The organism is Thermaerobacter sp. FW80 (assembly GCF_004634385.1).
In the GTDB taxonomy this organism is placed as follows: Bacteria; Bacillota; Sulfobacillia; order Thermaerobacterales; family Thermaerobacteraceae; genus Thermaerobacter; species Thermaerobacter composti.
This window is the reverse complement of sequence record NZ_CP037895.1, coordinates 2,888,309-2,908,213: the sequence shown is the minus strand read 5'-3', so window position 1 is coordinate 2,908,213 and position 19,905 is coordinate 2,888,309. Positions and strand designations below refer to the sequence as shown.

16 protein-coding genes and 1 pseudogene are annotated in these 19,905 nt (G+C 74.3%); 6 read left to right on the top strand and 11 right to left on the bottom strand.

Features of this window, described 5'->3' with window-relative positions; translation table 11 throughout:
- Positions 1-6 precede the first annotated feature (6 nt).
- The 5 genes from E1B22_RS12000 to E1B22_RS11980 all read right to left on the bottom strand — a co-directional run bounded on the left by E1B22_RS12000 (position 7) and on the right by E1B22_RS11980 (position 4,876).
- Positions 7-1,131 carry a hypothetical protein gene (locus E1B22_RS12000; RefSeq protein ID WP_243123465.1) on the bottom strand — a complete coding sequence of 375 codons (1,125 nt, stop codon included), beginning with the start codon at positions 1,129-1,131 and terminating at the stop codon, positions 7-9.
- Between the two features lie 46 nt (positions 1,132-1,177).
- Positions 1,178-1,744, bottom strand: coding sequence for a PTS glucose transporter subunit IIA (locus tag E1B22_RS11995; protein ID WP_207669881.1), 567 nt, complete (start codon positions 1,742-1,744; stop codon positions 1,178-1,180).
- Positions 1,737-2,051 carry a glucose PTS transporter subunit EIIB gene (locus E1B22_RS11990; protein ID WP_256369312.1) on the bottom strand — a complete coding sequence of 105 codons (315 nt, stop codon included), beginning with the start codon at positions 2,049-2,051 and terminating at the stop codon, positions 1,737-1,739. Before E1B22_RS11990 ends, E1B22_RS11995 begins: the two co-directional genes overlap by 8 nt.
- Before the next feature lie 354 nt (positions 2,052-2,405).
- Positions 2,406-3,539, bottom strand: coding sequence for a PTS transporter subunit EIIC (locus E1B22_RS11985; protein ID WP_135225827.1), 1,134 nt, complete (start codon positions 3,537-3,539; stop codon positions 2,406-2,408).
- 206 nt (positions 3,540-3,745) lie between these two features.
- A complete protein-coding gene (locus E1B22_RS11980) occupies positions 3,746-4,876 on the bottom strand; it encodes a PRD domain-containing protein (protein ID WP_243123462.1) in 1,131 nt (376 codons plus the stop codon).
- Between the two features lie 619 nt (positions 4,877-5,495).
- Here E1B22_RS11980 and E1B22_RS11975 point away from each other — a divergent pair.
- From E1B22_RS11975 to E1B22_RS11950, 6 genes are all read left to right on the top strand, one after another.
- Positions 5,496-7,607 (top strand): HAMP domain-containing histidine kinase, encoded by a 2,112-nt coding sequence (locus E1B22_RS11975; protein ID WP_135225826.1) that lies wholly within the window; start codon positions 5,496-5,498, stop codon positions 7,605-7,607.
- Between the two features lie 357 nt (positions 7,608-7,964).
- Positions 7,965-8,327 (top strand): DUF2512 family protein, encoded by a 363-nt coding sequence (locus tag E1B22_RS12745; RefSeq protein WP_167758929.1) that lies wholly within the window; start codon positions 7,965-7,967, stop codon positions 8,325-8,327.
- A 410-nt stretch (positions 8,328-8,737) separates the two neighbouring features.
- A complete protein-coding gene (locus tag E1B22_RS11965; RefSeq protein ID WP_135225824.1) occupies positions 8,738-9,850 on the top strand; it encodes a M20/M25/M40 family metallo-hydrolase in 1,113 nt (370 codons plus the stop codon).
- Positions 9,828-10,862: a M42 family metallopeptidase gene (locus E1B22_RS11960; RefSeq protein ID WP_135225823.1), complete on the top strand. Its 1,035-nt coding sequence runs from the start codon at positions 9,828-9,830 to the stop codon at positions 10,860-10,862. The genes E1B22_RS11965 and E1B22_RS11960 overlap by 23 nt, the downstream gene beginning before the upstream one ends.
- Entirely contained in the window at positions 10,846-12,171 is a 1,326-nt protein-coding gene (locus E1B22_RS11955) for a M42 family metallopeptidase (RefSeq protein WP_243123460.1), read from the top strand. Before E1B22_RS11960 ends, E1B22_RS11955 begins: the two co-directional genes overlap by 17 nt.
- Before the next feature lie 272 nt (positions 12,172-12,443).
- Positions 12,444-12,692: a ferredoxin gene (locus tag E1B22_RS11950; RefSeq protein ID WP_135225822.1), complete on the top strand. Its 249-nt coding sequence runs from the start codon at positions 12,444-12,446 to the stop codon at positions 12,690-12,692.
- Positions 12,693-12,851: 159 nt separating this feature from the next.
- On the opposite strand, the gene E1B22_RS11945 is transcribed toward E1B22_RS11950, so the two are convergent.
- The 6 genes and pseudogenes from E1B22_RS11945 to E1B22_RS13750 all read right to left on the bottom strand — a co-directional run.
- On the bottom strand, positions 12,852-13,235 hold the full coding sequence (locus tag E1B22_RS11945; RefSeq protein WP_243123457.1) for a DUF1801 domain-containing protein: 384 nt from the start codon (positions 13,233-13,235) through the stop codon (positions 12,852-12,854).
- Positions 13,235-16,048: an aconitate hydratase gene (locus E1B22_RS11940; protein ID WP_135225821.1), complete on the bottom strand. Its 2,814-nt coding sequence runs from the start codon at positions 16,046-16,048 to the stop codon at positions 13,235-13,237. The genes E1B22_RS11945 and E1B22_RS11940 overlap by 1 nt, the downstream gene beginning before the upstream one ends.
- Positions 16,049-16,249: 201 nt before the next feature.
- A complete protein-coding gene (locus E1B22_RS11935) occupies positions 16,250-17,740 on the bottom strand; it encodes an NADP-dependent isocitrate dehydrogenase (protein WP_135225820.1) in 1,491 nt (496 codons plus the stop codon).
- 361 nt (positions 17,741-18,101) lie between these two features.
- Complete coding sequence (locus tag E1B22_RS11930) at positions 18,102-18,374, bottom strand: DUF3243 domain-containing protein (RefSeq protein WP_135225819.1); 273 nt, start codon at positions 18,372-18,374, stop codon at positions 18,102-18,104.
- Positions 18,375-18,407: 33 nt separating this feature from the next.
- Positions 18,408-19,415: an MFS transporter gene (locus tag E1B22_RS13755; protein ID WP_371413500.1), complete on the bottom strand. Its 1,008-nt coding sequence runs from the start codon at positions 19,413-19,415 to the stop codon at positions 18,408-18,410.
- A gap of 153 nt (positions 19,416-19,568) precedes the next feature.
- Positions 19,569-19,799: pseudogene (locus E1B22_RS13750) on the bottom strand (MFS transporter); the annotation flags it as partial.
- Between the last annotated feature and the right edge of the window lie 106 nt (positions 19,800-19,905).

The following is a 19,905-nucleotide window of genomic DNA, read 5'->3' as shown; positions in this document are numbered from 1 at the left end:
CCTGCCCTACGCCCGCGCCGTCGACATCGCCATCCGGCGATAGGTGTGCCGGCGCCCGCGGATGGCGATGCCGTAGGCCAGGATGTTCTCGGGCAGGGCCACGCCGTGGTACCCCGCGTCGCCCAGGTGGTGCAGGTCGAACCCGCAGGCCTTGCTCATCAGGGCGATGTGTCGCACGGTGGCCTCGTCGGCGCCCTCCTGGGAGGTCCCGACGGTGGCCATCGCCAGGGCGCCGGCGGCGTGGGCCGCCCCGACCCACCGCCGCGCCTGCTCCACCGTGACGCCGGGCACCGTGGCGGGTGCAGGCAGGGCGACCACGTCCACGCCGGCCGCCACCAGCCCTTGGATGGCGGCCTCGTCCAGGAAGGGCTCCTGTCCGAACCAGGCGCCGGCGCCGTGCATCCGCCCCGCGGCCAGCAGCAACCGCTCCGGCGGGAGCACCCGGCGGATGGCGGCGGCGGCCCGCTGGATGCCCTCGACGGTGACGCCCGTCTGGGGGTTGCCCGTGAGGAGGATCCACTGCGCGCCCTGGGCCACGGCGCGCAGGGCGTTGTCCGGCGTCGCCCGACGACCGGTCGGGACCCGCTCGCTGGGCTCCAGGTTGATGCCCACCACCCGACCGGCCAGGCGGGCCAGGGCGGCAAGGGGGCCGAGGGGTGAAGAGGGAGCCGGCCCCGCCGCGGATGCGGCCCTGGGCTCGACGCCGGAGCGGCCGTCCCCTGCCGCCGGGGTTGCCGAACCGCCTTCGTCGCGCTGGGCGTCGGCTTCCGCCCTTTGGGGGGATGAACCGGCCCCGGCCGCCGTCGGCTCGTCGGTCGGCATGGCCCACGCGGGCGCAGCGGTGCCGGCTTCGTCCGAGCCGGGCAGGCCCGCGATCCGGGGCCTCAGCACGTCGTAGACGTTCACCAGCAACAGGTCGGCACCGAAGGCGGCGGCCAGCTCGCCGTTGGTCACGCCGTCCACCAGCGGCGGCGCCACGGCCACCGTCTCGGCCGCCAGCACGCGGCCCTCGCTGGCCGCGACGGCGTCCCTGAGGGCGCGTCCCCGCAGGGCCAGCAGCCGGGCGGGCGGCATCTCCAGGAGCCGGGCCGGGTTCGTCGGGGTCGGGAGGGGCACCTCGTGGCGGCTCACGGGCAGGGTCCTCCTTCGACGATGCGGCCGGACCGGAGCGGCGGGTTCACCCCCGGCCTCGCGAGAGGGTGCTGCCCCGCCCGTCCGGGGCGGGGGCCGGCTCCGCCCACACCACGCGGAAGAGCACGTCGCGCCCCGCGCGGACGGGGCCGCGGGCGGGCTCCGCGATGCGGCCGGCCCGTTCGTCCAGATTGGTGACCACCACGGGCGAGAGCACCGACCGGGCCGCGGCGGCGAGGCGGCCGAGATCCGCCCGGATCAGGGGCTGACCGGGTCGGACGCGGTCGCCGACCCGCACCAGGGCCGCGAAGACTCCCTCGGCGTGGGCGGAGTCGATGCCCACGTGGATGAGCAGCTCCAGGCCCTCGTCGGTGCGAAGCCCCACGGCGTGCCCCGTGGGGAAGAGGGCGGTGACGGTTCCCGCCAGCGGCGCCACCACCTGGCCGTCCTCGGGCAGCACGGCGGCGCCGTCGCCGACCATCCGCTCGGCGAAGACCGGGTCGGGGACCTGGTCCAGGGGCACGACGCGGCCCGTCAGCGGGGCGGGCACGGCCACGCCGTGCCCGCCCCCGCCGTCACGCCTCCGGACCCGGGGGGCCACGCCCTCAGCCACGGCCCAGCAGCTCCTTGATCTCGGCCTCCAGGTGTTCGGCGCTGGTCCCGAACACCACCTGCACCGCCCCGCCGCCCAGGCGCACCACCCCCATGGCGCCCTGCCGGCGCAAGGCCGGTTCGTCGACCTTGTTCGGGTCGGCCAGCACCAGGCGCAGGCGGGTGATGCAGCTGTCCAGCTCGCGGATGTTGTCGGCGCCGCCCAGGGCTTCGATCACCGCTTTCGCCTTCTCGGACATGGTCTGCGCCTCCCTGGCAGGTGATGGCGAGGTCGACCGACCCGTTCGGGGCCGGGCGGCCCGTTCCACCCCTCCAGCGACCGGTTCCACCCTACCACAACCCGGCCGCCCCCCGCGTCCCCGCCCCGTCGCGCCCCGTCACCCGCCCGTCCCCGCGGGCGGCAGCCGCTGCGCCGCCCCCTCCCCGCCTCGGCGTCATCGGTCCGGGCCGAGCCTGCCATGCGATCCCGCAGGCGCGGGGGCGTCCGGCGGCAGGGTCCAGCCGGCGTCGCGGCCGGATGGCCGAGACCCTCCCGGCCGGCGTCCGGGCATGGGGTGCGCGGGCGTTGCCGCGGCCCGACGCCCCCACCGCGACGACGCCCGGGGACGCCTTGCGGCCTCACGGTGATTCGCCTTGCGGCCTCCCGGTGACGCCTTGCGGCCTCACGCGCCGGGATTCGACCGCGCCTCGGCGGGCTCGCGACCCGGCGTGGGCAGGTCGAGGCGCCGGATCAGGAAGCGGAACAGCACGTAGTACACCACCAGGAACACCAGGCCGATGGGGATCAGCAGGGCCGGCTTGGTGGCGATCCCCCAGTTGATCACGAAGTCGATGAGACCGGCCGAGAAGGTGAACCCGTGGCGGATGCCCAGCTCGTAGACCAGGGCCATGGAGATGCCCGCCAGCACGGCATGGGTCACGTAGAGCACCGGCGTCAGGAACATGAAGGCGAACTCCAGCGGCTCGGTGATGCCCGTGACGAAGGAGGTCAGGGCCGCCGAGAGCAGGATGGCGCGGGCCGATGCCCGGTTCTCGGGCTTGGCCTCGTGGATCATGGCCAGGGCCACGCCGATCAGGCCGAACATCATGATCGGATACCATCCGGCCATGAAGATCCCGGCCGACGGGTCGCCGGCGAAGAAGCGGTGCAGGTCGCCGTGGACCACCTGCCCCGTCTGCGGGTTGGTGTAGTCGCCGAAGACGAACCACACCAGGCTGTTGATGATGTGGTGCAGGCCGAAGGGCAGCAAGAGCCGGTTCAGCACCCCGAAGACGAAGACCCCGGCGGCCCCCGCCCCCACGATCCAGTTGCCCAGCGCGTCGATGGCCTGTTGGACCGGTCCCCAGACGAACCCGAAGACCACGCCCAGGACCAGGGCCCAGAAGGCGGTGACCAGCGGGACGAACCGGCGCCCGCCGAAGAAGCCCAGCCACTCGGGGAGCCGGATGTTGTGGTAGCGGTTGTACATGGCCGCGGCCAGCGCGCCGGTGAGGATGCCCGCCAGCACGCCCATGTTGAGGTCCTCGTTGATGGTGGTCAACGTCTTCTGGAAGACCACGTAGCCCACCAGGGCCGCCAGGCCCGCCACCCCCGCCTGCTCGGCGAGGCCGATGCCGACGCCCAGGGCGAAGAGCAGCGGGAGGTTCGAGAAGATCGCGTCGCCCGCCTGGGCCATCACCGGGATGTTGAGCAGGTCCGGCTGCCCCAGGCGCAGCAGCAGGCCGGCCGCGGGCAACACCGCCACCGGGGTCATCAGCGCCCGGCCGACCCGCTGCAATCCCCCCATGAGGTTCATCGTCCACACCCCTCCTCGTGAAATCTGTCCATCGGCCCCAGCAAAAAACCGGAGGATGCGCCGCCCTCGGGCTGCGCACGCCTCCGGTTGATGCCGGGTCGAACCCGTCACACACCGGTTCGCTTGGGTGGAACGGCTCCCGGGAAGAACGGGCAGGTCATGGGTTCGACGCCGGTGCGCCACCTCCTGCCGGCGGACCGGGGCCCCTACGGCGCTCCCGGGACCGGACCGGGAGCGGGCGCATCCCTGGGGGGACGGCGCCGTCCGGCCGCCTCCCGGGGTCCGGTCGCCACCGCCGGGTCGCCCCCTGAACGGACCGCGGCGCGGTCGCCCGTCGTCCCCGATCCGGGTGCGGACCGGCCGTCGGGCCGGCCTGCGGGCAGGGGCTCGGGCGACGGCGGACCGGCCGCCCCGCCGTCCAGCATGAGCTTCGCGAGGTGCAATGCGACGTAGCCCAGGTCGTCGGGTTGGACGGGCTTGCCCAGCCGCCGCGCGATCTCCTCCCCCAGCTCCCGGGCGAGGGCCATCGCCTCCGGGAACTCCTCGGCGATGCGGGGCAAGAGCGGGTTGGGCGTGCCGCCGCCCCGGGCCACCGCGTCGACCAGGTACCGCAGGTGGGCGACCAGGCGGGCGTGGTCCAGGCCGCCCGGCCGCAGGGCGACCCCCAGGCGCCGGCGCACCCACTCCACCAGATCGTGGACCAGGGCCGTGCTGCGGGCGGGTTCCTTGACCGGCACCCGCGCCCGGGCGGCCCGCAGGTGGAGGGCCACGAACCCGGCCTCGTCGGGCGGCAGCGGCGGACCGCCCGCGGCCACCACCTCCGCCAGGACCTGCCGCGCCAGCGCCAGCTCCTCCGGGAAGAGGACCTCGATCTCGGCCAGGAACGGGTTCTCCAGGGGCAGCCCGCGGCGCACCCGCTGCACCGCGAAGGCCAGGTGGTCCAGCAGGGCCGGCACGATGTGGGGGTCGACGGGCTCGCCCAGCGCCGCCTCCGCTCGTTCCACCAGCTGCGCGACGAGGCCGGGCAGCCACGGCGGCACGGGGACCCCGGGGGCGCCCGCGGCGTACGTGGCTTCGATGGCCGGGTCGTCCGCGGCGACGTAGGCGGCCTTGCGGGCGCGGAAGCCCAGCCCGCGGCCCTCCAGCACCAGGGTCCGACCCGCGGCGTCCCGCACCAGCACGGCGTTGTTGTTCAGCACCTTGACCACCCGGTACGCGCCATGACCCGCCGGCGACGGCCCGTCGCCCTGCGGATCGGCACCGCGGCGCCGGGCCTGCGCTCGGGGGCGCGTGGTCCGGTCCTGGGGCATGCGGCCGCCCGGCTCCTCGCCGGCCATCGCCGTCCACCCCCTGCCCCTGCGACGGTCCATCGTCCTCCCTGGGGCGGTCGGCCGTTCCGCCCTGCGGCGGTCGCTCCCCCCGGGGCCGGACCGGCCCTGGGGCGCCGCCACGCGTCCGGGACGAACCGGCCGCCCACGGTTCGGGGCGACGGTTCGGGGCGGCGGCGCCCAACTCCTGCTTCGCTGCCCGGGACGGATTGCCATCGCAGGCGGCGAAGGTCTATGGCGAATGTCGCAGCGGCTTCGCCCGCGCGGCGGTTCGCCTCGCAAGCCGCCGTGATCCGGGGGGCGGCGCGGTCGAGATTTGTCGCATGAGGGCAGGGGGCTTCGCGGAATCTCGCGGAATCTCGAGGAATTTCGTGCCAGGATATGGACAAGCCTCACCGAACACCGAACTCGGAACATCCCGGGGTCGCGTGGCGAAACGGGCGGGGTCGGGTCGCATGGCGAGATGGGCGCGACCGGCGTGCCGAAGATGGTCGGCGGGGGAGGGGGCGTCATGGGGGGATCGGGCATGGGATCCACGGCGGGGTGGGACGGGCAGCCCCGATGCGACGGGCAGGCGCGACGCGACCCGGGTCTGGGCGGGGACGGGCTGTCGCGAGGTGGCGGGGGGATGCCACGGGCCCAAGGGCCGCGGAGGGACGGGCGGCCGCCACGGGACATCGCCGCCGCCGTGGGCCGCTGGGGCCGGGTTCCGGTGGCCGGCCTGCGCGGGTGGACGGCGACGCATGCCTGGCGCATCCGCCAGGCCCTCGGCGTGGTCGCGGTGGGTGCCGGGACGGCGGCGGCGGTGGAGCTGGCGCGGAGGGCGGGGGCGCCGGCTTGGGGCACCGCCCTGGCCGGGCTCCTCGCGGCGCTGGCCGGCGCGTGGTGGTGCGACCATCGGGGGCGGACGCAGGTTCGCGACGAGGAACACCGCCACCGGCTGCTGGAGGCGGTCCTCGATGAGTTCCGCTCGCGGGCGACGGCCGTCACCCTGGCCGCGGGGGTGTTGCGGCGGCACGCCCCGGTCGGCGAGCCCGCCGGCGAGGCGGGGGCCCGAGCCGCCCCAGGCGGCGGCCACCCTGGGGCGCGGCGGGGTGCGGCAGCCGCGGAGCCCGGGTCGCCGGCGGCGGGCGGTGGGAGCTGGCCGGGCCAGGCGACCGGCGGCGGGGGCCGATCCGCACGGACGAGCGGGGACGAGAGCCAGCCCGCGTGGACGGGCGGGGACGAGAGCCGGTCCGCGTGGACGGCCGGAGACGGGAGCCGACCGGCGCAGGCGGCCGCGGCGCACCGCGAGGATGCCGCCGCCGACGCTCCCTGGGGGGATGCGGAGGAGGGCCGCGGCCGGCCCGCCGACGGGGCGGACGGCAGGTGGCCTACCGCCAGGCGCTGGAGGCAAGGCGCCGTGGACCACCGCGGGTACGCCGTGGTCCAGCTGGAGGCCGAGGCGGAGCTGTTGCGGGTCGGCGCCCTTCAGCTGGCCTGCTGGTTGCGCCTCCGGGCGGGCCGGGTTCGTCCGGAACGGGAGCGGGTCGATCTCGCCGCGGTGGCCGAGCGGGTGGTCCGCCGCCTGGCGGTGGTCGCCCAGGCCCGCCAGGTCCGCCTGGCCTTCACCGGGTCGCCGGGTCCCGCCGCCGTGGTCCGGGGCGACCGCGCCCTGCTGGAACTCCTTTGCACCAGCCTGGTGGCCGTCGCGCTGGATCGGCACCGCCCCGGGGGACGGCTGGTCGTCGCGGTGGACGGCGACGGGGCCGCGGTGACGTTGGGCGTGCTGGAGGCCACGGGTCGCGCCCCCGGCGAGGAGGGTGGGGCGGCGCAGCCGACGCAGGGCGTCGGGGCGGGTCCAGGGCCGGTCCCGGCGCGCCGGTCGGGCGGGACGGGGGGAGGGGCGACGCCCCTGGGCGATCCCCTGGCGGGACCTTCGGGATCCTCCCGCTGGCGCCGTGGGGGGCCGTGGGCGCTGGCCCTGGAGCTGACGCGCGATCTCGTCAGGCTGCATGGCGGCCGCCTGCGGGTGGGGCGCGGCCTTCCGTGGGTCGTCGAGATCCCCGCGGCCCTCGGCCCCTTCGGGGGCTTGCGCGCCAGGGCCTGGGCGGCGGTGCCCTGGCGCTGGGACGCCGGCCAGGATGCCCCGGGGGCGCGGGCGGCCGAGGCGTGGCGGGGCGCCGGCTTCGCGGCGGGGCCGGAACCGACGGCCGGCGGCAAGGCGAGCCCTTGCCGCCGGCCGTCGCCGGGGGAGGCGGCGAGGCGCCACCGGGCGCGGCGTCCGCCGGCGGAGCGGGGGGCCGCGGCCCAGGCCGGCGGCTGGGGGGCCGGGCGCTCGGCTGTAGGCGACGGGGCGCCGCCGCCCGGCACCGCGGGCGGCGGCGCCCCGGGGCCGGCCAGGGCCGTCTCGCCCTGCGGCGGGTGGCGGGGCAGGGGGGACGGCGGCGACGGCGGCCTAAGCCCAGCCGGGTGGTTGCGGGCTGCCTCGGCGTGGCGCGGCCTCGCCCGGGGCATGCTAGGCGTGATCCGGCGGGCGCGGGCGGCAGGCCCAGGGCGTTTGGAGGGGCCGAGCCGACCGGCGACCGCCGCCGCGCCGAAGCCCGCGGGGTCCGCGGAGCTCCGGGTCCCGTTCTCCGTAGGGACGAACGAGGCGGGGGCGCGCCCGCCGCGAGCCGCCGGGCTCCGCCGGAGGTTGGGGCTGCGCGTCCTCCGGGCTCGAGCCCTCCGCGGGTGGGCTCTCCGCGGATCAGGCGGTTGACGGGGCGCCCGACGGCCGGCGGTCGGGCGGGTGCCTCGCCCCTGGATGCCCGGCCTGATGCCCGACCTTGGGGGGCGCAGGATCCGCGGACGCCGGCCTCGGCGCACGTGCACGACCGCAGGACGTCCGCCCTGCCAGCGGGGCCACGCCGGTCGGCCGTCCAGCGGGGCGGCCACGCCGGTCGGCCGTCACGGGGGGCGCCCGTGGCCTCCCACCCGCTCCGGTACCGGGATCCGCCGGGGAGCCGGGGCGTGGCGCACCGGGCGGCCGGCGAAGCACCGGCCCGGAGGGGGGCGATGGCGCACGACAGAGGGCGCACGACAGAGGAGGAGATGGCGCCTCGAGGGGGTGGCCGAGATGGCGCACCTGGGCGCCTTGGTCGTGAAGTTCGTGGCGACCGCCGCGGTGCTGCTGTGGGTCCTCCCCGCCGGCGGCAGCATGGCCGGGCCGGCGGCCCTGCTCGGCCTGGCGGCGGGGATCATCCTGCTGGGGTACGCGGCCGGGGATCGGCTGGTGCTGCCCGTCGGGGGACAGGCGGTGGCCGTGGTGGTCGACGTGCTGCTGGCGGCGGCGATCCTGGCGATGGCGGCCTATCTCTGGCCCACCCTGGCGCTGCGGCCGGGGGCGATCGGCCTGGCGGCCGTTGCCCTGGGGGTCGCCGAGTTCTTCTTTCACCGTTACCTCCAGGCGCGGGGTCTCGTCCGGTTCGACACGACCTGAGCCCACCCCCGACCGGTCCCTGGGCCCCGCCGGGCGCCCGGGCCGGTGGCCTCGTGCGCCGCCGGGTGGATCGCCGTCGCCACGGGGCGCTGGGCCCGCAGATCGGCGTCCCGGAGGACCTTCCCGCGGGTGGGTTCCGGCGATGATCCTGCCGGCGAAACCGGGCGAAAATCCTCCGGCAATGCCGAAAATCCCCTGGCAAACATGGTATGATCGACGGTTGGGAGGTCGACGGTCCGCCGGTGCGGTGCAAGCCGCACCGGCGGACCGTTCAGGGGGACCGCCGACCGGGAGGCGGTTCGCGGGAGAACCGACCGCACGCCGCGGGGCGGCGACGGCCGGACCCCAGGCCGCGACCATCCCGTGGCCCTCGACGCGGCGGGCCCCCGGCGGGTGGGGAGGGTCGCCCATTGGATGCAGCGGAGGTTCTGGCCCGGCTGGCCGGCATCCCCGGCCCCCCGGGCCACGAGGTCCAGGTGGCGGCCGCGGTGGAGGCGCTGTGGCGCCCACTGGCTGCCGAGGTGCGCCGGGACGCGCTGGGGAACGTGATCGCCGTCGTTCCCGGCGAGGGACTGGCGCTGCCCGACGGCCGGCGGGCCAGCGTGATGTGGGCCGCCCACATGGACGAGATCGCCCTGCTGGTGTCGTCCATCGAAGAGGGAGGGTTCCTGCGGGTCGACGCCGCCGGCGGCGCCGACCCCCGCAACCTGCTGGGGCAGGAGGTGACGGTCCACACCGCCGCCGGCCCCCTGGCCGGGGTGGTGGGCACCAAGCCGCCCCACCTGACCAGCGCCGACGAGGCCCGCAAGGTCCCCCGCCTGCGGGACCTGTTCGTCGACGTGGGGCTGCCGGCCGAGGAGGTGCGCCGGCGGGTGCGGGTGGGCGACCCCATCACCATCCGCCAGTCGCCGGCTCGCCTCCAGGGCCAACGGATGACGGGCAAGAGCCTGGACAACCGGGTGGGGGTCACCGTGCTCACCCTGGCGCTGGAGGAACTGGCCCGGCGCCGGCACGCCGTAGACGTCTACGCCGTCGCCACCGTCCAGGAGGAGGTGGGGCTGCGGGGGGCCGCCACCAGCGCCTACGGCCTCGAGCCCACCCTGGCCGTGGCGGTGGACGTCACCTTCGGCGACCAGCCCGGCATCCCCGACGGCAAGACCGTGGCGCTCGGCCAGGGGGCGGCCATCGCCCAGGGCGCCAACGTGCACCCGCGGGTGCTGGCCGCCCTGCGGGAGGCGGCCACGGCCGAGGGGATCGCCACCCAGCCCGAGCCCATCCCCGGCTCGTCGGGCACCGACGCCTGGGCCATCCAGATCGCCCGGGAGGGCATCCCCACCGCCCTGGTCTCCGTGCCCCTGCGCCACATGCACAGCCCCGCGGAGGTGGTCGACCTAGGCGACGTCCGCGAGGCGGCCCGCCTGCTGGCGGCCATGGCGGCGCGCCTCGACGCCGAGGCGGTGGGCCGCCTGGTGGGGCCGGGCTGGCAGGAGGTGAGGGCCGGTGCTGCTGGCACGGCTCAGTGAGGCCCGGGGCGTCGCCGGCGACGAGGCCGCGGTCCGTGACATCATCCTGGAAGCCGTCCGCCCCTTCGTCGACGCCTATCGCGTCGACGCCATGGGCAACCTGCTGGTCGTCAAGGGAAGGGACAAGCCCGGTCCGCGGGTCATGGTGGCCGCCCACATGGACGAGGTCGGCCTGATGATCACCCGGGTCGAGAAGAGCGGGCTGCTGCGCTTCGCCAAGGTGGGCGGTCTGGACGACCGCCTGCTGCCCGGCAAGCGGGTGCGGGTCGGCCCCGACGGCGTCCCCGGGGTCATCGGCAGCAAGCCCATCCACCTGGACCGCAAGGCGAGCAGCGTCACCCCGGCGGACGAGCTCTACATCGACATCGGCGCCACCTCCCGCGAGGAGGCGGAGCGGCTGGTTCGTCCCGGGCACTACGCCACCTTCGACACGGCCTTCGGCGAGTTCGGCCAGGGCCTCTGGAAGGGCAAGGCCTTCGACGACCGGGCGGGATGCGCGCTGCTGGTCGAGCTGCTGCGGGGCGAGTACGGCTTCCCCCTCTACGGCGCCTTCACCGTGCAGGAGGAGGTGGGCCTGCGCGGCGCGGCGACGGCGGCCCACGCCCTCGACCCCGACGTGGCCCTGGTGCTGGAGGGCACCACCTGCGCCGACATCCCCGATGCGGACGAACACGGCCAGTCCACGCGGCTCGGCTGCGGCCCCGCCATCACGGCCATGGACCGCACGGTGATCCCGCCGCGCTGGCTGACGGACCGGCTGGTGGCGGCGGCGGAGCGCCGCGGCATCCCGTACCAGTGGAAGCGCACCACCATGGGCGGCACCGACGCCGGGCGCATCCACCAGGCGCGGGCCGGCGTCCCGTCGGCGGTGGTCTCGGTGCCCTGCCGCTACATCCACTCGCCGTGCGCGGTGATGAGCCGGCAGGACTTCGAGCACGCGCTGGAGTTGGTGCGCGGCTTTCTCGAGGATCTGAGCGAAGGAGGCGTGCCCCGCCATGGCGACCCCCAGTGAACAGCCCGACCGCCCGACCCGAGGGTCCGCGGGCGCCGGCGCTGACGCCGGTGCCGGCGCGGCCCTGGGCCCTGGGCCCACGGATGCCCCGGACCCGCGACTCGGCGGTTCGGACCCGCGAGGCCTCGGCGCGGCCCCGGGCGCGGGCGCCGCGGATGCGACCCCGCCCTCGGCCTCTTCCACCCCGGCTCCGACCTCGGCCGGCCGGGAGTCCCGCGCGCCCGCAGGCGAGTCCCGGCTGATCGGCTTCCTGCGCGAGCTGACCGAGACCTACGGCCCGCCGGGCCGGGAAGACGCCGTGCGCGAGGCCATCCGCGCACGGGTGGAGGCCTGGGCGGACGAGGTGCGCGTCGACGCCCTGGGCAATCTCATCGCCCGGCGGTCGCCGCGGGGCGGCGCCGGAGCCGGTGCGAGGACGGGCGGCGCCGGCGGCGGGGGCGGTGCGGGTCGAAGCGGCCACCGCGTCATGGTGGCCGCCCACATGGACGAGATCGCCCTCATCGCCACCCACATCGACGACAGGGGCTTCATCCGCGTCGAGCCGGTGGGCGGCCAGGATCCCCTGGTGCTGGTGGGCCAGCGGGTGGCGTTCGCCGGCGGCGTCGTGGGCGTGGTGGCCTGCGAGCGGCTGGACAGCCCGCGGGATCTCAAGATGGGCAAGCTGTACGTGGACATCGGCGCCCCGTCGGGCGATGCGGCGCGCCAGCGCGTGCGCGTCGGCGACATGGCCGTCTTCCACCGGCCGCTGGAGCGCGCCGGCAGCCGCCTGGTGGCCAAGGCCCTGGACGACCGCTCGGGCTGCGCCGTGCTGATGGAGGCCATGGCGCGGCTCAAGGAGTCGCCCCACGAGGTGCCTCACGAGGTGTTCTTCGTCTTCACCGTACAGGAGGAGGTCGGACTGCGCGGGGCGCGCACGGCCGCCTTCGCGGTGGAGCCCGACGTGGCGGTGGCCGTCGACGTCACCGTGGCGGGTGACACGCCGGAACCCGAGCACCGGCTGGCGGTCGAACTCGGCAAGGGGCCGGCCATCACGGTGAAGGACAACAGCCAGATCGTCCACCCGCTGGTCCGGCGCTGGATGGAGACGACCGCCCAGGCGGAGGGCATCCCGTACCAACTGGAGGTCCGGCCCTTCGGCGGTACCGACGCGGGGGCCATGCAGCTGGTGCGCGCGGGGGTGCCGGCGGGCACCCTGTCCATCCCGATCCGCCATGTCCACACCCCGGGGGAGATGGTGGACGCCGACGACCTGGAGCATGCCGTCCGGCTTCTGGTCGCCATGCTCCAACGGCCCCTGCCGGCGGCGTAGGGCGGTGGCAGCCGCCCGACCATTCATGAAAATGAATGTCACTTCTTATCTGCCGAAAACGCGGGATTTTGCGAATTCCCGGCAGGATTCTCCGCCGGACGTGCGGTACAGTAAGAGGGGGTCGACGTGCATCCTCCCCACGGGGGATGCGAGGTCTCCCGCCACGGGGGCGGCCGCCAGGGGGCAACCGCCGCTGCCAGCGCGCTTGCCACGGTGGACGGGGTTGCCATAGACTGAGAGGGGTAATCCGGCGAGGAAAGGAGCACCGGCCGATGATCTACGTCATCTGCGAGCCGTGCATCGGCACCAAGGACCAGTCCTGCGTCGAGGTCTGCCCGGTGGACTGCATCTACGAGGGCGAAGACCAGTTCTTCATCCACCCCGAGGAGTGCATCGGCTGCAGCGCGTGCGCGGCCGTGTGCCCCGTCGAGGCGATCTACGACGAGGACGAGGTCCCCGAGCAGTGGCAGCACTACAAGGAGAAGGCCCGCAAGTTCTTCGAGGAACGCGGCCAGCTCTGATCCTCGGCCGCCCCTGCTCCCATCGCCGATCGTGCCATCCAGGAGCGCCCCGGAGCCGACTCCGGGGCGCGTATCGTATTTGGACCGCACCCCGCGCGGGGGAACACGGCTCCGACCGCCGGACGGCCGGCTCCCCGGAGCTCGAGGCCGGCCTTTGCCTCAGCGCCTGTGGGCCGCCGTGGCGTGCCGCACGATGGCCGCGACGCGCCTCTCCGTTGGTTCGTCCAGATGGCTGAAAAACCAGGCACTGGGCATGAGCTGGTCAGCCTGGTTCGGCTCCCGCTCGAAGTGGGCTTTGTCCGTCAGGCCCAAGGTCATGAAGCGCTCGTCGGCTCGGAAGAAGCAGAGGACAGGACCGCTGCCCCTGGCGTATCCGGGCATGCCGTACCAGAGCCGCGGGGTGAGTTCGGGCACGGCATCGAGGATGACCCGATGCAGTCGCTCTCCTTTCCCAGCTGCATGGGCGGCGGGGCGGCCCTCCTCGGAGCCGCCCCGCCGGTCACCGGTCACCGTGCATCCCACGTTGCCTTGCCCAGGCGGCATCACGCCGCCTGCAGGATCTGCCGCAGCACCTTCTGCAGGATGCCGCCGTGCCGGTAGTACTCCACCTCGATGGGCGTGTCCAGCCGGCACAGCACCTCGAAGCGCACCTCGCTGCCGTCGTCGCGCCGGGCCGTCACCTGCAGGCGCTTGCGGGGCTGGAGCCCCTCGCGGATGCCGGTGATGAAGTACTCCTCGGTCCCCGTGAGGCCCAGCCTCGCCGCGTTCTGCCCGTCGACGAACTGCAGCGGCAGCACGCCCATGCCCACCAGGTTGCTGCGGTGGATGCGCTCGAAGCTCTCGGCGATCACCGCCTTGACGCCCAGCAGGTAGGTGCCCTTGGCCGCCCAGTCGCGGGAGCTGCCGGTGCCGTACTCCTTGCCCCCGATGACGAGCAGCGGCGTGCCCTCCTTTTGGTAGCGCATGGCGGCGTCGTAGATGGTCATCTTCTCGCCGCTGGGGATGTGCACGGTCCAGCCGCCCTCGGTGCCGGGCACCAGCTGGTTGCGCAGCCGGATGTTGGCGAAGGTGCCGCGCATCATCACCTCGTGGTTGCCGCGGCGCGAGCCGTAGGTGTTGAACTCCTCCCACTTGACGCCGCGCTCCAGGAGGTAGCGGCCCGCCGGGCTGTTCTTCGGGATGGCGCCCGCGGGGGAGATGTGGTCCGTGGTGATGGAGTCGCCCAAGAGGGCCAGCACCCGCGCCCGGACGATGTCCTCCGGCTGGCCGGGTTCGTCCGCCATGTCCTTGAAGAAGGGCGGCTCCTGGATGTAGGTCGAGTTGGGATCCCACTCGTAGAGCTCGCCGGTGGGCGCGGGCAGCTGCCGCCACTGCTCCGGGCCTTCGAACACCCGGGCGTACTCCTTCTTGAACAGCTCGGGCCGCACCACCTGGCGGATGGTCGCCTGGATCTCCTCCTGGGTCGGCCAGATGTCCCGCAGGTAGACGGGCCGGCCGTTGGGGTCGTAGCCCAGGGGGTCTTCCAGCAGGTTGATGTCCACCGTGCCGGCGATGGCGTAGGCCACCACCAGGGGCGGCGAGGCCAGGTAGTTGGCCTTGACCAGCGGGTTGATGCGCCCCTCGAAGTTGCGGTTGCCGCTGAGCACCGCCGCCGCCACCAGGTCGTTCTCGGTGATGGCCTGGGCCACGTCTTCGGGCAGGGCGCCGCTGTTGCCGATGCAGGTGGTGCAGCCGTAGCCCACCACGTGGAACCGCAGCGCCTCCAGGTACGGCAAAAGCCCCGCCTCCCGCAGGTAGTCGGTGACCACCCGCGAGCCCGGCGCCAGGCTGGTCTTCACGTAGGGCTTGACGGTCAGGCCCCGCTCCACGGCCTTCTTGGCCAAAAGCCCCGCCGCCAGCATCACCGAGGGGTTCGAGGTGTTGGTGCAGCTGGTGATGGCGGCGATGACCACCGAGCCGTGGGTGAGCTCGGTGGTGGTCCGGGGCCGGGTCAGCACCGCCACGCCGCCGCCCTCACCGGACGAACCGGCATCGCCCGCGCCGGCTCCCGCACCGTTCCCGCCGGCCGCGGCCGCACCCGCCCGGGCCGCCTCGCGCCCCGGCTCGGCGCCCGTCCGGAAGGGGACCGAGGTGTCGCCGGGCTTCTTGCCGAAGGTGGCCAGCGCCTCGCGGAAGGCGCGGCCCGCCTCGCGCAGCGGCACCCGGTCCTGGGGCCGCCGCGGCCCGGCCAGGCTGGGCTCCACGTCGCCCAGGTCGAGCTCCAGCACGTCGCTGTAGACGGGGTCGGGCGTCGCGTCGGTGCGGAACAGGCCCTGCTCCTTGCAGTACCGCTCCACCAGGGCGATGTGCTCCTCGTCCCGGCCCGTCAGGCGCAGGTAGTCCAGGGTCTCGCCGTCCACGGGGAAGAACCCGCAGGTGGCGCCGTACTCGGGGGCCATGTTGCCGATGGTGGCCCGGTCCGCCAGGGGCAGGTTCGCCAGGCCCGGCCCGAAGAACTCGACGAACTTGCCCACCACGCCCTTCTTGCGCAGCATCTGGGTGACGGTGAGCACCAAGTCGGTGGCCGTGGCGCCCTCGGGCAGCCGGCCCGTCAGGCGGAAGCCCACCACCTCGGGCACCTGCATGAAGTAGGGCTGGCCCAGCATCACCGCCTCGGCCTCGATGCCGCCCACGCCCCAGCCCAGCACCCCCATGCCGTTGACCATGGTGGTGTGGGAGTCGGTGCCCACCAGGGTGTCGGGGTAGGCCCGCACCTCGCCGTGTTCGTCCCGGCGGTGGACCACCTTGGCCAGGTACTCCAGGTTCACCTGGTGGACGATGCCCGTCCCCGGCGGCACCACGCGGAAGTTGTCGAAGGCGTTCTGCGCCCAGCGGAGCAGGGTGTAGCGCTCGCGGTTGCGCTCGAACTCCTTCTCCACGTTGTAGAAGAAGGCGTACTGCGTCCCGAAGGCGTCGACGATCACCGAGTGGTCGATGACCAGGTCCGCCGGCACCAGCGGGTTGATCCGCTTGGGGTCGCCGCCCATGCGGGCCACGGCGCTGCGCATGGCGGCCAGGTCGACCACCGCCGGCACGCCGGTGAAGTCCTGGAGCAGCACCCGGGAGGGCATCCAGCCGATCTCCCGGCCGTCGGGCCTGGGCTGCCAGCGTGCCAGCGCCAGGACGTCGTCCTCGGTGATGGTCTCGCCGTCCAGGTTGCGCACCAGGTTCTCCAGCAGGATGCGGATCGTGAAGGGCAGGCGGTCCAGGTCGACGCCCGCGGCCTCAGCCAGCTTGGGCAGGCTGTAGATCACCACGGGGCCATCGGGCGTCTCCAGGGTCGTACGTACGCCAAACGGGTCGCGACGCTCGGTCATCGGTCGTCCCCCTCTCTGGGGCCATTGTAGCGCTTTTCGATCGCCATTTCCGCCAGGACGAACCGGCCGGCGGCGGTACCGGGACGATGCCAGAAAGGCGGGGTGCCCGGCGGCATCCGCCGGGCACCCCGTTTGCGACGATGCGGTCCTCGCGGTCGCTCGTGCCTCGCGGTCGCTCGTGCGCGGGCTGCCGGGCCGCTCTCAGTCCTCGCCCTGCGCCTTGGTGAACCCCGGCTCGCCGTCGAACTCCTGCAGCACCTCGATCTGCATCCAGCGGAAGCGGCTGCCCACGCGCTGGACCAGGTCGACGACGTCCTCCTGGCGCGCCTCGCCGTCGCCCTTGTAGAGGAAGCGGCAGCGGTAGTGGTCCACCAGGTCGATCAGCCCGCCCGTGGGCGGGTACACCTGGGTCCCGCGGTTGGAGATCATCTTCAGGCGGAAGGCGCTGCCCTCGGCCAGTTCCTCCAGGGCGGGACCCAGCTGCTCCGGACGGAGGTCGCTCTCGACGAACACGTCCGCGCCCACGATGCGGCGGCTCTTGGCCTTCACGTAGGCCGGGTCGGGGCTGATCTGGGGCAGGCGCACGGCGCGGTGGGCGCGCACCTGCGTGGTCCGCGGCTTCTGGCCCAGGTTCGCGATGATGGCCTGGGTGTACTCGGTGGTCTTCGCGCCGCGGTCGTAGCCCACGACGTCGCCCGTCAGGACCTTGCCCTCCTCCAGCGTGTAGAGGATGGCGTTCTCGATGAGCTCGGCCACGGCGAACTCCTCGATGTAGCGCAGCATCATCACCGCGGACAGCAGCACCGCGGTGGGGTTGATCACGTTCTTGCCCGCGTACTTGGGGGCGGAGCCGTGGACCGCCTCGAAGATGGCCACCTCGTTGCCGATGTTGGCGGACGGGGCGAAGCCGAGGCCGCCGACCAGGCCCGAGGCGAGGTCGGAGAGGATGTCCCCGTTCATGTTCGTGGTGACGAGGACGTCGAACTGCTCGGGGCGCTTCACCAGCTGGTGGGCGGCGTTGTCGACGATGATGTGCTGGGCCTCGATGTCGGGGTACTCCTGCGCCACACGCTCGAAGACCCGCTTCAGGGTCCCCTCGCTGAGCTTCATGATGTTGGACTTGGTGGCGCAGTGGACCCGCTTGCGCCCCTCGGCCCGGGCCAGCTCGAAGGCGAAGCGGACGATCTTCTCCGATCCCTTGTCGGAGATCAGCTTCAGGGTCTGGGCGACGCCCGGCGTCTGCTGGTGCTCGATGCCGGCGTAGAGGTCCTCCACGTTCTCGCGGACGACCACCAGGTCGATGCCCCGGCCCGAATAGGGGGTGGGCACGTTGGGCAGCTCCCGCACCGGCCGCACGTTGGCGTACGTCTCGAAGAGCTTGCGCAGGGTGACGTTGGCGCTCTTCTCACCGTAGCCGACAGGCGTCTCCAGCGGCCCCTTGAGGACGATCCGCGACTTGCGGATGGACTCGATGGTCTCCGGCGGCACGCCGGAGGCGAGGCCCTTCTTAAATACACTGGCCCCCGCTTCACGGATCTCGAAGACCAGGGGGGCCTTGGCTGCCTCCAGAATCTTTAATGTCGCGTCGATACACTCCGGGCCGATGCCGTCGCCGGGAATGACGGTGACGAGCTTGCGGCCGTCTTCCGTGACGAAGAGCTTCTTCCCGCTCTCGGTGGTTACGAGTGGCATATCTTCCTCCCCAGGGGCTCGCGCGCCCCTCGACGCGAGTATAGCACTGCGCTTGCCAGCGGCGTCAACTTTCGGGAGGAACGGGCGCAAGACCGGTGCGGACCTGCGGGTGCCGGTCCTGTCCACAGGCCCGCGGCCGGCGGTCGGCGGGCGGTCGGGGACACGGGCGTCGGGCCGGTTTCGCGCCGGTGGGGTGGCGCCGGCCACGGCACCGCCGGGCGGAAGGCGCGACGGGGCCCCCGGGCGACGGGGGCGCCCGCCGGTCGGGATCTGCCAGCGGCCGGTCGCTCGGGCCGAACGAGCGCCGGGCCGGCGATCGCTCCGACCGCCGGCCCGGCGCGAAGCGGCTCCCCGCCTCGGATCACTTGACCACGCCGCGTCCCACGGTGCGGTCGGCCAGCTTGATCAGGGCCGAGGCGATCTGCGCCTGCTCCTGGTTGGAGGCGTGCTTCCACATCTCCTTGAGCAGCCGCTGCTCGGCGCTGCGCGGCTCGGCCTCCTTCGCCAGCCAGTCGCCGACCTCGGTGACCACGCCCGTGATGCCCTCGTTGGACATGCCCAGGTTCTCCATGGTCCGGACCTTGTCGGCCAACACGGTCAGTTGCTGGCGGAAGACCTCGCTGAATTCCGGCACCGGCGATTCCTCCCTTCACCGGTGTCTAAGGTGTCACCGGCGGCGAGCGGGTATGCGACCGGCCCGGGAGGCCGGGACCCCGCTGGATGCCGATGGACCGGGGATCGGCGATCCAGTTATGCGACCGGCCCCGGAGGCCGGGATCCACCGGATGAGCGCCAGCAGGCCCACCGCCGGAACCAGTAGCCCGAGCGCCAGCTCGCGCAACATGCGGCCGTCCAGGGGCCCCGCCAGGATGAGCCCCAGCAGGCTGCTGGAGAGGATGCTGCCGATGTACCGACAGGTCATGTACAGGCCGGAGGCGGCCCCCGTCTCCTCCCGCGGGACGAACCGGTACAGCGCGGTCTGCAGCGCCAGATTGTTCACCCCGTTGCTGGCGCCGAGGAACGCCAGCACGACGAAGAGCAGGGCGAGGGGCGCCTGGGGACCGACGGCCAGCAGGGCCAAGGCGCCGGTCGACAACGAGAGCCCGGCAGCCCAGAGGGCCGGCCGGTGTCCCACCCGGTCGACCCACCGCCCCACCAGCGGCGACGCCACGCTGCTGAAGCCGGCGACCGAGAGCATCATGAGCCCGCTGGTGCGGGGATCCAGGTGGCGCACCTCTTCAAAGTAGGCCGGCATCCCGAAGAACACCGTGTAGAAGGCCAGGTTCGAGAGGATCCAGGCGCCGTAGACGGCGGTGCGGGCGCGGTCCCGCCGTAGCAGCCCCAGATCCAGGAACGGCTCCCGGCCGGCGGCGCGGACCCGGCCCTCCCACCGGGCCAGGGCCACGCCCAGGCCGACGGCCACCGCCATCGCCCACCAGGCCGGCTGCGGTTCCGACAGGGAGAGGAGGGCCGCCAGCCCGAAGGTGACGGTTCCGGCGAAGAGGACCACGCCGAGCCCGTCGAGCCGCCGGCCGAGCTCCCCCAGGCCTCCGGCCCGCTCCATCGGAGCCGCAGATCGCTGGCCCCGCCCCGGGCCCGCGGATGGCGAGGACCCGCTGGGACCGTCGACCAGTGCCGACCGCCCGGGGCTCGCGGACGCGGCGGACGGGCCCACCCGCGCCGGCCCAGACGGCACTGCCCCGGACGAACGGGCCCGCGCCGGCCGAGGCGACGCCGCCCCGGCCCCGGGCGAACCCACCCGCGCCGGCCGAGGCGACGCCGCCCCGGCCCCGGACGAACCCACCCGTGCTGGTCGAGGCGATGCCGCGCCGGACGAACCGGCCGCCCCGGCATCGGCCGGGAAGGCCCGCAGCGCCAGTCCCGCGCTCAGCGCCACGGGGACGAAGTTCACGTAGAACAGCGCCTGCCAACCGCCCGCCTGCACCAGGAACCCGCCCAGGGAGGGCCCCAGGGCGGCCGAGGTGGAGGCGAACACCGCCAGGATGCCCAGGGCCTGCCCCGTCCGGCCGGTGAAGGCGTCGCGGACGGCGGCCATCCCCGCCGGGTAGAGGGTTCGTAGCTGCTTACCATTCCATCATCCCATTCCATCATCATCTGTTATCAGCCGGAGGCGAACCTTTCGCATAACGGTTCCCCCCACTTCC

What these genes read in the sequence shown, in the direction of transcription:
- E1B22_RS11940 (WP_135225821.1), bottom strand. Translation starts at nt 16,048, where the DNA reads ATGACCGAGCGTCGCGACCCGTTTGGCGTACGTACGACCCTGGAGACG.
- E1B22_RS11950 (WP_135225822.1), top strand. Translation starts at nt 12,444, where the DNA reads ATGATCTACGTCATCTGCGAGCCGTGCATCGGCACCAAGGACCAGTCC.
- E1B22_RS11935 (WP_135225820.1), bottom strand. Translation starts at nt 17,740, where the DNA reads ATGCCACTCGTAACCACCGAGAGCGGGAAGAAGCTCTTCGTCACGGAA.
- E1B22_RS11955 (WP_243123460.1), top strand. Translation starts at nt 10,846, where the DNA reads ATGGCGACCCCCAGTGAACAGCCCGACCGCCCGACCCGAGGGTCCGCG.
- E1B22_RS11980 (WP_243123462.1), bottom strand. Translation starts at nt 4,876, where the DNA reads ATGGCCGGCGAGGAGCCGGGCGGCCGCATGCCCCAGGACCGGACCACG.
- E1B22_RS11945 (WP_243123457.1), bottom strand. Translation starts at nt 13,235, where the DNA reads ATGCCGCCTGGGCAAGGCAACGTGGGATGCACGGTGACCGGTGACCGG.
- E1B22_RS11975 (WP_135225826.1), top strand. Translation starts at nt 5,496, where the DNA reads ATGCCACGGGCCCAAGGGCCGCGGAGGGACGGGCGGCCGCCACGGGAC.
- E1B22_RS12745 (WP_167758929.1), top strand. Translation starts at nt 7,965, where the DNA reads ATGGCGCACCTGGGCGCCTTGGTCGTGAAGTTCGTGGCGACCGCCGCG.
- E1B22_RS11985 (WP_135225827.1), bottom strand. Translation starts at nt 3,539, where the DNA reads ATGAACCTCATGGGGGGATTGCAGCGGGTCGGCCGGGCGCTGATGACC.